This is a genomic window from Streptococcus oralis, assembly GCF_026782375.1.
GTDB lineage: Bacteria > Bacillota > Bacilli > Lactobacillales > Streptococcaceae > Streptococcus > Streptococcus oralis_CL.
Window position 1 is genome coordinate 1,014,814 of the sequence record NZ_JAKUWJ010000001.1, and the last position, 16,495, is coordinate 1,031,308.

Annotated in this window: 11 protein-coding genes and 1 pseudogene; 3 read left to right on the forward strand and 9 right to left on the reverse strand. The window is 37.6% G+C overall.

The window, feature by feature from the left end; all coding sequences use genetic code 11:
- Positions 1–60: 60 nt before the first annotated feature.
- The 7 genes and pseudogenes from MK409_RS05040 to MK409_RS05070 form a co-directional block, all read right to left on the reverse strand.
- Entirely contained in the window at positions 61–3,105 is a 3,045-nt protein-coding gene (locus MK409_RS05040) for a type I restriction endonuclease subunit R (RefSeq protein WP_268705535.1), read from the reverse strand.
- Between the two features lie 56 nt (positions 3,106–3,161).
- Positions 3,162–3,674 (reverse strand): restriction endonuclease subunit S, encoded by a 513-nt coding sequence (locus tag MK409_RS05045; RefSeq protein WP_268705536.1) that lies wholly within the window; start codon positions 3,672–3,674, stop codon positions 3,162–3,164.
- Positions 3,675–3,739: 65 nt separating this feature from the next.
- Positions 3,740–4,921, reverse strand: coding sequence for a restriction endonuclease subunit S (locus MK409_RS05050; protein ID WP_268705537.1), 1,182 nt, complete (start codon positions 4,919–4,921; stop codon positions 3,740–3,742).
- A gap of 11 nt (positions 4,922–4,932) precedes the next feature.
- Positions 4,933–5,808, reverse strand: a complete 876-nt coding sequence (locus MK409_RS05055) for an Abi family protein (protein WP_268705538.1) — start codon at positions 5,806–5,808, stop codon at positions 4,933–4,935.
- 135 nt (positions 5,809–5,943) lie between these two features.
- A pseudogene (locus MK409_RS05060) lies at positions 5,944–6,240 on the reverse strand (cell filamentation protein Fic); the annotation flags it as partial.
- Positions 6,230–7,801: a type I restriction-modification system subunit M gene (locus MK409_RS05065; RefSeq protein ID WP_268705539.1), complete on the reverse strand. Its 1,572-nt coding sequence runs from the start codon at positions 7,799–7,801 to the stop codon at positions 6,230–6,232. The gene MK409_RS05065 and the pseudogene MK409_RS05060, both read right to left, overlap by 11 nt.
- Before the next feature lie 107 nt (positions 7,802–7,908).
- Positions 7,909–9,285 carry a reverse transcriptase domain-containing protein gene (locus tag MK409_RS05070; protein WP_268705540.1) on the reverse strand — a complete coding sequence of 459 codons (1,377 nt, stop codon included), beginning with the start codon at positions 9,283–9,285 and terminating at the stop codon, positions 7,909–7,911.
- A gap of 822 nt (positions 9,286–10,107) precedes the next feature.
- Here MK409_RS05070 and MK409_RS05075 point away from each other — a divergent pair.
- A complete protein-coding gene (locus MK409_RS05075; protein WP_000076177.1) occupies positions 10,108–10,725 on the forward strand; it encodes a TVP38/TMEM64 family protein in 618 nt (205 codons plus the stop codon).
- A 44-nt stretch (positions 10,726–10,769) separates the two neighbouring features.
- On the opposite strand, the gene scrK is transcribed toward MK409_RS05075, so the two are convergent.
- A complete protein-coding gene (gene scrK, locus MK409_RS05080) occupies positions 10,770–11,657 on the reverse strand; it encodes a fructokinase ScrK (RefSeq protein ID WP_084877741.1) in 888 nt (295 codons plus the stop codon).
- Positions 11,658–11,798: 141 nt separating this feature from the next.
- Positions 11,799–13,694 (reverse strand): sucrose-specific PTS transporter subunit IIBC, encoded by a 1,896-nt coding sequence (locus MK409_RS05085; RefSeq protein WP_084877739.1) that lies wholly within the window; start codon positions 13,692–13,694, stop codon positions 11,799–11,801.
- 378 nt (positions 13,695–14,072) lie between these two features.
- Between MK409_RS05085 and MK409_RS05090 the strand changes: the two genes are divergently transcribed.
- Both MK409_RS05090 and MK409_RS05095 read left to right on the forward strand, forming a co-directional pair.
- Entirely contained in the window at positions 14,073–15,527 is a 1,455-nt protein-coding gene (locus MK409_RS05090) for a sucrose-6-phosphate hydrolase (RefSeq protein WP_084877738.1), read from the forward strand.
- Positions 15,508–16,473, forward strand: coding sequence for a LacI family DNA-binding transcriptional regulator (locus MK409_RS05095; protein ID WP_268705541.1), 966 nt, complete (start codon positions 15,508–15,510; stop codon positions 16,471–16,473). Before MK409_RS05090 ends, MK409_RS05095 begins: the two co-directional genes overlap by 20 nt.
- The last annotated feature ends 22 nt before the right edge of the window (positions 16,474–16,495 follow it).

The following is a 16,495-nucleotide window of genomic DNA, read 5'->3' on the forward strand; positions in this document are numbered from 1 at the left end:
CGAATAAAGAGTGTTTTTTGTAGTTCCTGATTTTTCTAATAAACCTTGTTCGACAACCCCTTAAATACCTGAATAAGTCTCTACTAACAACTGAATCTTACGTAAAACTTCTTGTTTTTTCCGTTCACGCGCTCCCTGTCTACGAGAAGTTGGTGGAATAATCGAATCCAAATCAGTACCACTATTTTCAGCATAACCTCGTTGAATTGATTTGTCGATAAACAATTGATAGTCATCTACAAGTTTCTCAGCCTCAGCTAGGTCTTGAATCGCGATTTTCTTGCGCTCCTTGCCATATTCGTAGAAAGCATGGATAATCCCATCATGGTCTTTCAATTTTTGCAAATCGGTGTCATTGATAAATCCAATAACCAACTCTTCTTTGGCACGGATATCAATACTAGAACGAATCACACGACTAACTTCTGCTTTCATTACTTCTTTAGACTCAGAATTCTTCGATTTTTCAACAATCAATGCCAAGATATAGTCTAGGTTAATCTCATCAGTTTTTAGTAACTCAATTTCAAATTCGACATCTGAAAGGTCAACATCCAAATCCTTAGTCTTTTCATAGTTTTTAAGATTCAAAAATTCATCTCGAATTTCCACATAGGCACTTCTTAAATCTTGAAGATAACCTTCAGAAATAGGTTTGTCGATTTCTTGGAATTCGTCATAATTTCTAAGAACATTATCAAGTTTCAATAACTCACCAAATAACTTAACAAACTCTTTTTTATCGTGCTCTGTTTCAATCTCTTGCGGATTTGGGAATTTTTCCAGAATTTCCTGACAAACCGCAGTATAGCCTTTGACCTCAATACCTGTTACTTGGTCAACGAAACCATCCATGTATTCACTAAAACTTTTTTCTAAGATGATTTCAAGCTTATTTGTATCTCCAAAAGTCTTAATAGCTTCTTGCGTAGCCTTTTCTAAATCACGGAAACAAACGATATTGCCAAAAGGTTTAACCTCGTTAAAAATTCGATTAGTTCTAGAGAATGCCTGAATCAATCCATGATAACGAAGATTTTTATCGACAAAGAGAGTATTCATTGTTGGAGCATCAAATCCCGTCAAGAACATTCCCACTACAATCAGTAAATCCACTTCCTTAGACTTAACTCGTTTTGAAAGGTCTCGATAATAATTTTGAAACTCTTTCCCATCAGTCGAAAAGTTGGTCTTGAACATTTGATTATAGTCATAGATTGCTTTAGAAAGAAACTCTTTAGATGAAAGAGACATGGCTGTATCTTGAGGGTCTAGCTCTTCATCTTGAATCTCTCCATAAGCTGACTGTTCTTCGTTTGGCGCAAAGCTAAAGATAGTAGCGACCTTCAAACGCTTAACTTCTGGTAGAGTTGCCTGTTGCTGCTGGAGTTCTTCATAGTATAGTTTTGCTGCTTCAATACTTTGTACAGCCAACATAGCATTAAAACCTTGCATCTTTTTTTGTTTATGAGTGTAATATTTACTCCGATGCGTCTTGTCATTATAAACTCTCAACAGGTACTCTGTAATGGTTGCTATCCGTTCTGGATGCAATAGGAGCTCCTTCTCCATCTTTTTGAGTTTCTTCTCATCAAGCTCTCGACCAACTACTTTTTCTGCTTCTCTATATTTATTGATTTCAGGTTTGATATAGTTATAGTCAACCTTGAACTTCAACACTTTTTTATCTCGAATAGCATCCGTGATAACATAGTTATGAAGTTGTTCTCCAAAAACTTCCTGTGTCGTTTCACCCGTTAAACTATTTTCTGGGAAAATCGGTGTCCCTGTAAATCCAAATAAGGCGTACTGTTTAAAGGATTTTTTAATGCGCTTCTGTGCCTTCCCAAACTGAGATCGATGACACTCATCAAAAATCAAAACACATTTTTTACCATAGATTTCATGATTTGGATTTGCTGTTATAAATTTGTTTAACTTTTGAATGGTTGTGACAACAATTTTCCCATCATTTTCTTCAATACTACGTTGGAGTTCTTTTGTATTGTTACTACCATTGACTGAATTTGGTTGGAATTTTTGATATTCCTTCATGGTTTGATAGTCTAAGTCTTTTCTGTCTACGACGAATATCACTTTATCAATATAGTCCAACTCTGTTGCCAAACGAGCAGTTTTAAAGCTGGTCAAGGTTTTCCCTGAACCCGTCGTATGCCAGATATAGCCACAGGCATTGATAGTACCAAAGTTCTTCATCTCATTAGATGAATGAATCTTGCGTATGATACTCTCAGTAGCTGCTATCTGATAAGGGCGCATGATGAGCAAGGTATTATCAGCGTCAAAAACACAATACTTGGTCAATACCTCCAAAAGGACTCGCTTGCTCAAGAAAGTGACAGTAAAGTCTTCCAGATCGTGGATTGTTTTATTCTTACGGTCTGCCCATTCACAGGTGAACTCATAGTGATTTTTATTTTGAGCAGTCGTATTAGCAAAGTAGCGTGTATAAGTCCCATTGGAAATCACAAAAATCTGAATATATTTGTATAAAGAATTTTCGCTATTGAAACTTTCCTTACTATATCTATGGATTTGTTCAAAAGCTTGTTTGAGACTAACCCCTCGTCTCTTTAATTCAATCTGAACTAACGGAAGACCATTCACTAAAATAGTAACATCATAACGGTTGGTATGGCTCCCCACCTGAGTCACTTGATTAATGACCTGCATGCTGTTGTTATGAATGTTTTTCTTATCAAGGATGAAAATATTTTTAATTCGTCCATCATCAAAAACAAAGTCATAGATATGATTCTCTTGGATTTTTCGTGTTTTTTCAACCAAACCTTCATTGGGACAGTCCAAATACTCGACTATAAAACGTTGCCACTCCGCATCAGTAAAGACCACCTTATTAAGCTTTTCAATTTGAACCTTGGCATTTGCTAAGAGCTCTTCAGGCGTATGGATATCTAGTCGCTCGTAGTTAAGATAATTAACCAAATCAGAAATCAACTGATTTTCTAGGTCAGCCTCTGACTGATACTCTCTATCCGTGCGATACTCTGGTTGGTACTCAGCCAAGAGAATCCCTTCATTTGTTTCCGCAATTACTTCATGTACTTTTGAATAATCAACCATAGTATGCTTCCTTTTATTGTATTAATTGAGAATCTTTCTCAAAATGATTCAAGAATTTATCTAGTAAAGTTTAATAATTGTTCTCGCCAGTATTCATACTGTTTCTGTCTCTGTTCGATTTCTTTTGGAAGACCTTCAGAAAGAGAGTTGGTTAAAGTATTGAAATTGTCAAGAGTAGAGACGATTCTTTCTTGTTCTGTAATGGATGGTAAGTAAAAAGTAATTTTATCAATAGCATCCTTCGATAATCTAGGAATACTAGCCTTTCGAACCTGTGATTTAAGTCTATCTTGCTTACTTAACAAGACATAGTACATAAATTTATCAGAAATATTATCTGACGTCTCTAATGTGTAGACATCATCTGCTGCCCAAAAGTCCACAGCGCCATACCCAATTTCACCAGCCGCCCCTGCACAAATTACAAAACTAGTATTTTTCACTCTGTTTGATTCGGTATAATATCCCAAGGGCGCCAAACTATTTTGATAAACTGGAATACTTCCTGAAGTAGTTAGTTGCTTTCTAACAAGACGTTTCCCACGTTGCAAATTGACAACTTTTCCCACCTTCACTCGAATTGGGCCAAATACCCACTGTAAAAGTTTGATAATCGCAGAGTTGTCCCACTCCTCTACTCTACTCTACTCTCAGTGTACTCGCCTTCGGCGACGAATGTCAAGAGTTTTTCTCTAAAATATTCGTACTGTTTTTGACGTAGTTCAATCTCCTTGGGCAGTCCAATGTTCAAGTCATGACAAACCGTATCAAAGTTGTCTAAAACTTCAACAATACGAGACTGGATTTCGAGAGATGGAACTGGGATTTTGAATGATTTTATCACCCCCGCATTAATATTAGCTTGCGATCCTTGTCCCATTGATTTTAATGCTTCGTAATTATAAGTCAACCAGTGGTAAACATAACGATAATTTGCTATATATTCATCTACCTCAATGTTACAACAGGCTTGATTTGTTGTTAATGGAATTTTGGTAATACCTACTTTCGCAGCAGTTGCTCCATACATAGCCACTATAACCGCATTTTTTTCAATCCATTTAGCTGATGAATTCGCTAGACCTTCTTCTGTTATACTTAATTCTGTACCATAAATCTCCCGAAAATCTACCTCTTGAGTTCTAAGCCAAGGAATTGAACCTCCATAATATAAGCTATTTGATCTATCTGGTGTCCCTCCAGACGTTACCTTTTTAGAAACATCTAGGATTGTCTTCCACTCAACCTGATAGAGCTCATCCTCAAATGATAAGAGTTTATCTCTATAATAAGAATATTGCTTTTTACGTGAGGTCAATTCTGAGGTCAATTCTGAGGTCAATTCTGTAACATACTCAGTCATTTTGTCAAGTTTCTGCACGATTTTTTCTTGAATTTCTAGAGGAGGGATTGGAATTAGGAGTTTTGCAACATCCTTAGGATATACATGCGGCACACCTGAACCTTTTTTCAAACTAAAAATAATTTCTTGTTTTTCAAGAAGACAATGATATAAATACTTCGTACTTAACATTTCCTCCAATGGTTTAATGGAAAAAGCATCCGATACAAAGATAGGTTCTTTCCAATACATCACAAAACCTGCATATGCTCCACTACCTGCAACAGTTATTGTTTCGCCTTCTCTGTTAAATTCTCCATGGAAGTATGCAGGTTTCTGACCTCCAGAAATAACTGGATAAGGTCCATCAGTAGCTGTTTTATAGGTAATTGTTTTCCCACGTTTTAAAAATGCCACTTCCCCCAACTCTTTCCACTCAACGGAATAGTTTTGGATTTCTTCTAGGATGTTCATATCATACTCCCTCATTTCTTTAGTATTTCTTCCCATTTCTCCACAAATCCAATATGATGCAGATGAATCACTGCTTGATAGCGTTTAATGAGTTCTGACAATTCACATAAAAATCCTTCATTCCATTTTTTCTTATTTGGATAGAGGTTTTTAACTGCATAAAGTTGTGCCATTAATCTATTTTTTAATTTACTATTTTCATTCATAAAAGCAGGTAGTTGACCAGGGATCTTTGTAAAGCTTGTGTAGTATAATCGATTATAATGAGCACAGTAATTTCTTAAAACCACGGCAACTTCTAGATAGGTTCTAACTTGAGTGGACTTTATGCCAACATTTTTAGCTATATCTTGCTGGATATCTATAGGAGAATCTGCAAAAAATTTAGAAGTCATTCCAAAAGTAAAAAATTCTACTAAAACCCAAATAGGGAACTCCCCATCATATTTTAGCTGATGATGCTTATAAATCGGGCTTTTCTGCCTATGAACCAACTCTTTTTCAATATCTTCTAAAAATTCATTATGTTTATGAAATTTATTAAAGGCAGTCGCTTCTTTATAAGCTAAAGCACCGTAATTGTTTCCATGATGATAGGCAACTTGAGTCCTAAAGTACAACTCAATATCTTCTAAATACTTGAAAATAAGTAAACGCAATTCTGCATCAAAACAAGAAATTCCATAAATTTTCTCCAAAGAAACCTTGCTGGAATCATACTTCTGCGTCTCTTTATCACGAAAAGGTAAAAAATAAGCAGTTAGCCGATAATAATTAACCTTTTGTAAGATATCAATCGCATACTCGTTTGATTTAATATCTTTACAACCGTGTTCAATTAATTTGGCTACCTGCTCATCCCAAGTTTTAAATTCTTTAATTTTCATAATAACTTCCGTATAAAAAAATGTCCGCCTTGTCACATCAAAGAGAGGTGGGCGGTCCTATTAACTCTATTATACCGTTTTTAACAGATAATTCAAGGATTTTTTACTTTTTTTGAAATTATTTTCAATATAGTATATACGATAGCCAATCGCCAAAATCACGTCGAGATTATAATAGGCGACTTTTTTTGACTGGGTTTTACCTGCTATTGCACCGTGACGAGTGGTTGTCAACTGATAGTTGACAACCACTGTTTCATCTAATTCACCATCCTCAAATATTGCCTTGATATGTTTACTAATGTTTTGCTTGGAAGTTTGAAAGAGCTCAGCTAGTTCTTGTTGGAGCAGCCAGACCGTTCCATTATCCAAGTGAAGCTCAATAGCGGACTTGCCATCATCTGTTCTATAGAGAATCACATCATTTGCCATGGCTCAATTCCTCTACAATCTTGTCTATCTCTGCACGCAAGTGGTCAATCTTGTCAACAGTCTCAGCGATTTCTTTATTGAGCTCATCAATATCAATCTTCTCACGTGTATCTTCTTGTTCGACATAGGTTGAAACAGATAGGTTATAATCCTGCTCTGAACCAATCACTTCATTATCAACGAGAGCCGCTTTATAGTCTACGCTTTGATAATTAGTAAATAATTCAATAATGTGCTTAATATTGTCATCCGTCAAGACATTGTTATTGGTCTCTTTCTTAAATTCTTTACTCGCATCAATAAAGAGTGTTTTGTTTTCAAGTTTATTCTTCGCCAGAACTAAGATCGTAGTCGCAATAGAAGTTCCAAAGAAGAGATTGTCTGGAAGGGCAATGACTGCTTCAACAAAGTTATTATCTACCAGATACTGACGAATGGTCTTTTCAGCTCCTCCACGATAGAAAATTCCTGGGAAACAAACGATAGCTGCCCGACCTTTATTGGACAAATGATTGAGACTATGCATAATAAAAGCAAAATCAGCTTTTGACTTAGGCGCTAGCTTTCCTGCTGGCGCAAAACGGTCATCGTTTATCAGAGTTGGGTCTCCATCTCCTACCCATTTGACAGAATAAGGAGGATTAGATACGATGGCATCAAAAGGCTTTTCTTCCAAATGTTGAGGATTTAAAAGGGTGTCCCCTCGCTTAATGTCAAAGTTATTGTAATTGATATTATGCAAGAACATATTCATACGAGCCAAGTTATAGTTGGTCATGTTAATTTCTTGACCAAAGAAACCATCTTCTAGGATATGCTCTTCATATTGTTTTTTCATCTGGAGGAGGAGTGAACCCGAACCACATGTTGGGTCATAGACCTTGTTAATTTTGTCCTTACCAACCATGACTAGTCGAGCCAACAGTTTAGAGACTGTCTGAGGAGTGAAAAATTCACCACCACTTTTTCCTGCATTACTAGCATAGTTAGAAATCAAGAATTCATAGGCATCCCCAAAGGCATCGATGTCATTTTCCTCAAAGTTGCCAAAATTAATACTATTGATACCATTAAGAATATCAGAAAGGCGCTTATTTTTTTCTGGAACAGTTCCACCAAGGATATTGCTTCGTGTATCCAAGTTATCAAACAAACCTTTGATATCATCCTCTGATTTGAACCCAATCGCTGACTTTTCAATAGCTTGAAAAATGTTAGCCAAGTCTTCGTTTAAATTTTCATTTTGCGAAGCATTCTCGACAACATTTTCAAATAGTTGACTCGGAAGGATAAAGAATCCCTTATCCTCAACTGTCCCTGGTTTAAAATCTTGCTCAGCTTCTTGGTCACTCAATTCAGCATAACGGAATTCTAAGTCACCAGCTTCATGCTCAGCACGGTCAAAATAGTCTGCCATGTGTTCGGAAATAAAGCGATAGAACAGAATCCCTAGGATATATTGCTTAAAATCCCAACCGTCTACAGCTCCACGAACATCGTCCGCGATTCCCCAAATTTTACGATGCAGCTCCTTGCGTTCTGCATTTTCTTTACTTGCCATTTTCACTTCCCTAATTCAATGCATTATCCTTTTTATTTTATCATATTTTAAGAAAAAGCACTTAAACCAAGAATAAAAGTGCATCCTAAAAGTTAGACAGAAAAAATCTAACTTTTGGGATGCAGTACAGAAGAGCGAGGGGTGTTCATTTTAGAGTGAATCCTATATCCTAATGCTTTTTCAATTTTTTTCTTTCTATTTTTTAATTGTGATAACATTAGATTAGAAGTATTTGGACTAATTTTATCAAATATTTCCTGGGATCTCTGAGCATATTTTATAAAATTGCTAGGATATTTTTTTGATTTTCCAAAATCAGTATACAATGAGTAAATTTTGTGACGATTTGGTAGCTTCTTTAATCCTTTCTTTCTTTGAATATATTTAGATTTATATATCAATTTTCTACCTTCACGGTAAAATTTATAGATACTCTTTTCACGAATTTTGACATTATTACCATCAAATCGAAACCCTAAATAATCTATACCATTTACTTTGTTGTGTTCATCCAATACCACATTATCATTAATAAAAAATTTTTTATTTTTATCAGTCTGTAAATGAATTTTATTCTCATCTGATAGTTCTTTTAATAAATTTGTAATCTCCTCTACAAAATTATTTCCATACCTAAAATACAGTTTTTCAACATCTAATACAATTATAAAATCATCAGAATATCTTTGATAAAAACCATCAAATTCTTTTGAAAGTTCAGCTAAGCTCCTATCAAAATCAACAGCATAGATATTAGCAAGAACTCCACTTAATGAATTTCCTTGAGGAATTCCAAAAATATTTTTGTTTAATTTACATTTATTATATTTTTGAAATTTTCTAAAATCACCTATACTTCGAAAATAACTAACATCATTTTTCAGTACTAAAGAATCATCAGAAAAATCTAAAGTACTTTTTTCAATAAAGGCAAATTTAGTTAGTGATTTATATATATTATACCAATCACTGGGTAATTGTTGAACTTTTAATACTCTCTGCAATCTATCCTTTAATAATTTGTGATCCAATGTATCAAAAAACTTTTCAAAATCACCAATAATTACCAAAGCATTGTCTTGCTTCTCTATAAAAGAAATCGCCTCCGCAGCAAAATTTATACTACTTTGATGTTGTTTATTCGTACGATATGCCACCGAGAAGAAATTTAAATCATTATCCTCCATCCACTCATTGTAGCAAATATTTAATAAGTCAGAGTAATATTTATATATCAAACCATCTAAATGGCCCGCATACATTAGAGGGCGAATCTTAAACTTCACAGGTCTACCATCAATATCACTAAACTCATAACCAACGTACTTAGAACTTTTCCGATTATAACGCAAAAAAGGAAGAAAGCTATGACGAGCAACTTTCTCTGGATCTGTAATATAATCTATTACCCTATCGATCATCATCCTTTTATCAATATGACGATATTTCTTACACTTATACGATTTGAAATTTATTTTTTCCATAAAACAAAAGGAGCAATATTAGCAATAGGTCGGTATTCCTATATAGAGAAGCTAATATTGCACACTTATATTAATTATTTTCTTATACCGAATGCCAAATCAGTCACAAACATTAGAATAATTTCTTGTAAGAAGTTCATTAGTATCTCCTCAAATCCTTCATGTTGGTGGTATTGGTAGCTTTGACTACGAGTCGAACGTAGACGAAGACGTTGTCGAAGTTCGAATCCAAACTGCCGATGGAGGCAGATTGCAACGATAATCAAAATTAACATCTTCGCGTCTATATTAATTATAGCACAATTTGTAGCTTGTGAGCAAGCGTCTATCATTGTGACAGATAAATTCGACTTCCCATACGGCTAAACCTATGGACAACTTTATTTTACCATTTAAAACAATGAAGTCAAGTAATAATTAATTCATTATCCAACTATATTTAGTAATTATTTCAGAACTGATTAATATTAAAATTAACTAACGATTCAAAAGATTCATACTAAACATACATTCCGTCCATCAGATAGAGACTCTTACTATTTTTGGATTTTACCTTTTCGAGCTTTATAATACATATAAACTTTAGGGAAGATAACTATTCGAAAGCTAGAAGACCTCAAAATTTTCTCAGATAAGCTATTCGAAGCTTAGAATACCCATAAATTTATGTATTTCTTATCATTCTAAGTTTAGAATACATATAACCTTTAGGTAGTCAACTGATCCGATACTTAGAATAAGGTCTAAAATATCTCGAACTCAGATTAGTTTTTATTATCAAAATATGGTATAGTAGAATCATACTATCTATGAGGAGTTTACATGTCACAGGATAAGCAAATGAAAGCTGTTTCTCCCCTTCTACAGCAAGTTATCAATATTTCATCTATCGTCGGGGGAGTCGGCACCTTGATTTTCTGTATTTGGGCCTATCAGGCAGGAGTGTTACAGTCCAAGGAAACCCTATCGGCCTTTATCCAGCAAGCTGGGGTTTGGGGGCCACCACTCTTTATCTTTTTACAGATCCTACAAACCGTCGTTCCGATCATTCCGGGAGCTTTGACCTCAGTGGCTGGGGTCTTTATTTACGGCCACATCATCGGGACTATCTATAACTATATCGGCATCGTGATTGGCTGTGCCATTATCTTTTACTTGGTGCGTCTCTATGGAGCTGCCTTTGTCCAGTCCGTCGTCAGCAAGCGCACCTATGACAAGTACATCGGTTGGCTAGATAAGGGTAATCGTTTCGAGCGTTTCTTTATCTTTATGATGATCTGGCCAGTTAGCCCAGCTGACTTTCTCTGTATGCTGGCTGCCCTGACAAAGATGACCTTCAAGCGCTATATGATTATCATCGTTTTGACCAAGCCCTTTACCCTAGTGGTTTACACTTATGGTTTGACTTATATTATTGATTTCTTCTGGCAGATGTTTTGAGAATAGAAAAATCCGTTTGGTTTCCCAAGCGGATGTTTTTTGTTTTATTTTGCGACACTCTTAGCAAGGACAAAGTTCCCAAGTGTAGCCGAACCATTGCCTGCAACTGCTGGAGTCACGATATAGTCACGCACGTCTGGTACTGGTAGGTAACCATTTAGAAGAGCAGTGAATTTCTCACGTACACGGTCCAGCATGTGTTGTTGGGCCATAACGCCACCACCAAAGACGATGACGTCTGGACGGAAAGTCACTGTAGCATTGACCGCAGCCTGAGCGATGTAGTAGGCTTGAACATCCCAGACAGAACTGTTGAGTTCGATGTTTTCACCACGAATACCTGTACGAGCTTCTAGACTTGGTCCAGCCGCAAAGCCTTCCAAACAACCCTTATGGAAAGGACAGACGCCGTTAAATTCTTTTTCTACATCCATTGGGTGTTTAGCCACATAGTAGTGACCCATCTCAGGGTGACCGACACCTCCGATAAACTCACCACGTTGGATAACACCTGCACCAATCCCTGTACCGATCGTGTAGTAAACCAAGTTTTCGATACGACCGCCGGCATTATTACGAGCAACCACTTCACCATATGCAGAACTGTTTACGTCTGTCGTGAAATACATAGGCACGTTTAGAGCGCGACGAAGTGCACCAAGCAAGTCAACATTTGCCCAGTTAGGTTTTGGAGTTGTTGTGATAAATCCGTAAGTTTTTGAGTTTTTATCGATATCTATTGGACCAAATGAACCAATGGCAAGTCCTTCAAGATTGTCGAATTTTGAGAAGAACTCGATGGTTTTATCGATTGTTTCAATAGGTGTTGTTGTAGGAAATTGTACCTTTTCTACAACGTTATAGTTTTCATCTCCGACAGCACAGACAAATTTTGTACCGCCCGCTTCCAAGCTTCCGTATAGTTTTGTCATGATTAACCTCTTGTATTTATTTTCTTTATTATAGCATATTTCTAGACTGAAAATTGCTCAATATTTTAGATTTTCCTCTGTAAATTTTACCATTCAAGCAAAAACGAACAAACATGACATTTGTTCGTTTTTATGAATCTATTAAGCTTTAACTTCGATGATTGCATCACCCTTAGCAACTAATCCAGAAGCAACTGGATTTACTGAAGCAAATTCCGCAGTGTTTGTTACGATAACCATAGTTGTGTTATCCAGACCTGCAGCAGCAATCTTAGCTGAGTCAAATGTTCCAAGAACATCTCCAGCTTTAACCTTGTCACCTTGGGCAACTTTATGGTTGAATCCTTCACCGTTCATTGAAACAGTATCGATACCAACGTGGATCAAGATTTCAGCTCCGTTAGCTGTTCTTAGGCCATAAGCATGTCCTGTTGGGAAGACAATTGTCACTTCAGCATCAGCTGGTGCGTAAACAACATCTTCACTTGGTTTTACAGCGATACCTTGTCCCATAGCTCCACTTGAGAAGACTGGATCATTCACATTTGAAAGAGCAACGACATCACCAACGATTGGTGTTTGGATAACACCTTCGCTAGGTGAAACCACAGTACCAGTTACTGCTTCTTCTGTTAAACGGTCAGTTTCAGCTTCAGAAATTGCTCCTGAAACTTCTTCTACTTCATCTTCGTAACCAAACATGTAAGTAAGAGCAAAACCAAGTACAAATGATACAGCTACCATAAGAAGGTATTGTAGAAGTTGTCCGTTACCAATGTAAAGCATTGTACCAGGGATGATTGTGATACCATTACCAGTACCAGCAAGTCCAAGGATAGATGCCAATCCACCACCGATTGCACCAGCAATCAATGAAAGGAAGAATGGTTTACGGAAACGCAAGTTAACCCCGAAGATAGCAGGCTCAGTAATACCTAGGAAGGCAGAAAGAGCAGCTGGGAAGGCAAGTGTTTTAAGTTTAGGATTTTTAGTTTTCACACCAACGGCTACTGTCGCAGCACCTTGAGCAGTCATGGCAGCTGTGATGATAGCGTTGAATGGGTTAGCATGGTCAGCAGCAAGCAATTGAACTTCAAGCAAGTTGAAGATGTGATGAACACCTGATACGACGATTAATTGGTGAACTCCACCAATCAAGAAACCACCAAGTCCGAATGGCAAGTTAAGAATAGCTTTTGTTCCAATGAGGATGTAACTTTCAACAACGTGGAAGACTGGTCCGATAACAAACAATCCAAGGATTGACATTACAAGGAGTGTTACGAACGGTGTTACCAAGAGGTCAAGTACATCTGGAACAACTTTACGAACAGCTTTTTCAAATTTAGCTCCGACAACCCCGATAATGAAGGCTGGAAGAACGGAACCTTGCAAACCTACAACTGGGATAAATCCGAAGAACTGCATTGCAGTTACTTCACCACCAGACGCAACAGCCCAGGCATTTGGAAGTGAACCAGAAACGAGCATCATACCAAGAACGATACCAACAGCTGGGTTACCACCGAATACACGGAAGGTTGACCATACAACCAAACCTGGCAAGATGATGAAGGCTGTATCTGTAAGGATTTCTGAGTAAATCTTCACATCATCTGGAAGTGTAATTCCAAGAGCAGTCAAGAGACCACGAACACCCATGAAGAGACCAGTTGCTACGATAACTGGAATGATTGGAACAAAAACGTCACCGAAAGTACGGATAGCACGTTGGAACCAGTTTCCTTGTTTAGCAGCTTCTGCTTTCATATCTTCTTTAGAAGATGTTGGCAAACCAAGTGCAACGACTTCGTCGTACATCTTGTTTACTGTACCAGTACCAAAGATGATTTGGTATTGGCCTGAGTTAAAGAAAGCTCCTTGAACTTTATCCAAGTTCTCAATCACTTCCTTATTGATTTTTCCTTCATCTTTGACCATGACACGTAGACGAGTCGCACAGTGGGCAACACTGTTGACATTTTCACGTCCGCCAAGGGCTTCGATGACCTTTTTTGCAATATCCTGATTGTTCATTTGCAAAAATCTCCTTATAAAATTTTGTTCTTGTTTGAAAGCGATTTTATTCGCCCTACGACTATTATTTTATCACGTTTCTAAAATATGTCAAGCGTTTTGCAGAATTTTTTAAACCCTTTCTTTTTTCTCTGATTATTTTTGCTCGTTTTTGAGGGTTATTCTCTTTTTCCTCAAAAAAATATCTTTATACTTGAGGAATCAAGGCTTTTATTTACATTTTCTTTCATTTTTTCGTGAAAATTTGCCAGATTTCCTTTACTCGATTTATGGCAATCGTTTGACATGTTTTTCTTTTTTTTAACATAAAAGACTTGCTTTTTTTGCCGAAAACGTTTACTATTAATAATAGAATAGAACTTATGGAGGAAAGATAAAATGGAATGGACAACCGAGCGCCGTTACAGACGCTATGAAGACTGGTCTAATGATGAAATCAAACAAATCAAGGAAACGATGGCACAATCTCCTTGGCATACTCGTTACCATGTCGAGCCTAAAATGGGCCTTCTCAATGATCCAAATGGTTTTTCTTATTTTGATGGCAAATGGATTCTCTTTTACCAGAACTTCCCCTTTGGTGCAGCCCATGGGTTGAAGTCTTGGGTGCAGCTTGAAAGTGATGATTTAGTGCACTTTACAGAAACTGGAGTCAAAGTTTTGCCAGATACTCCATTTGATAGCCACGGTGCCTACTCTGGTTCTGCCATGCAGTTCGGCGATCAGTTGTTCCTATTTTATACTGGAAATGTCCGTGATGAAAATTGGATTCGTCACCCTTACCAGATTGGTGCTCTGATGGATAAGGATGGCAAGATTACAAAGATTGACAAGATCTTGATTGACCAGCCATCAGACTCTACTGATCACTTCCGTGACCCACAAATTTTTAACTTCAAGGGTCAATATTATGCCATCGTCGGTGGACAGGACTTGGAGAAAAAAGGCTTCGTCCGTCTCTACAAGGCTGTGGACAATGATTATACAAACTGGCAAGCAGTTGGCGACCTTGACTTTGCTAACGACCGTACTGCCTACATGATGGAATGCCCAAATCTGGTCTTTGTAGGGGAGCACCCTGTCCTTCTCTACTGCCCACAAGGATTGGATAAGGGTGTCCTAGACTATGATAATATCTATCCAAACATGTACAAAATCGGGGCTTCCTTTGATTCTGAAAATGCCAAAATGGTAGATGTGTCTCCACTGCAAAATCTAGACTATGGTTTCGAAGCCTATGCAACGCAAGCCTTCAACGCTCCAGATGGACGTGCACTAGCAGTAAGTTGGCTTGGGTTACCAGATGTTTCTTACCCATCTGACCGTTTTGACCACCAAGGAACTTTCTCCTTGGTCAAAGAACTCACTATCAAAGATGGCAAACTCCACCAATATCCTGTCTCAGCTGTCAAAGAACTTCGTTCTTCTGAAGAGGTCTTCTCAAATCGTACTCAAACCAATAACACCTATGAACTGGAGCTCAACTTGGAGGCCAATAGCCAAAGCGAGATTGTCTTGCTCGCTGATAAAGAAGGCAAGGGACTTTCAATCAACTTTGACCTTGTAAATGGTCAAGTGACAGTGGATCGTAGCCAGGCTGGTGAGCAGTACGCCCAAGAATTTGGAAGCACTCGTTCTTGCCCAATCGACAAGCAAACTACTACTGCTAACATCTTCATCGACAATTCTGTTTTTGAAATTTTTATCAATAAAGGAGAAAAAGTATTTTCTGGTCGCGTCTTTCCGAATGCCGATCAAAATGGTATCCTGATCAAATCTGGAAACCCAACCGGAACCTACTATGAATTAGATTATGGTCGCAAAACTAACTGATGTCGCAAAACTTGCTGGTGTCAGCCCTACTACCGTTTCTCGGGTTATCAATAAAAAAGGTTATCTGTCTGAAAAAACCATTCTCAAGGTCAATGAAGCCATGAGAGAATTGGGCTATAAGCCCAACAATTTAGCTCGTAGCCTCCAAGGAAAATCAGCTAAGTTGATTGGCTTAATTTTCCCAAATATTTCCAATGTTTTCTATGCAGAATTGATTGATAAGTTGGAACACCAACTCTTTAAAAATGGATACAAGACCATCATCTGTAACAGCGAGCACGACTCTGAGAAGGAACGAGAGTACATCGAAATGCTAGAGGCCAATCAGGTCGATGGTATCATTTCTGGAAGTCACAACTTGGGAATCGAAGACTACAATCGTGTGACAGCCCCAATCATTTCCTTTGACCGAAACTTGTCTCCAGACATTCCTGTTGTCTCCTCTGACAACTACGGTGGCGGGGTTCTCGCTGCCCAAACCTTGGTCAAGACAGGTGCCCAGTCTATCATCATGATTACAGGGAATGACAATTCCAACTCGCCTACTGGACTGCGTCATGCTGGCTTTGCTTCTGTTCTCCCAAAAGCTCCTATTATCAATGTTTCGAGTGACTTTTCTCCCGTTAGAAAGGAAATGGAAATCAAGAATATCTTGACTCATCAGAAACCAGATGCTATCTTTGCTTCAGATGATCTGACAGCAATTTTGATTATCAAAATTGCTCAGGAACTGGGAATCTCTGTTCCTGAAGAGCTCAAAGTCATCGGCTATGACGGGACTTACTTTATTGAGAACTACTACCCTCAACTCGCGACCATCAAGCAACCCTTGGAAGAGATTGCCCACCTCACTGTTGATCTTCTCTTGCAGAAGATCGAAGGCAAGGAAGTCGCGACAACTGGTTACTTCTTACCAGTCACATTATTACCAGGAAAAAGTATTTAAGTACAAAAAACTCAGACGAATG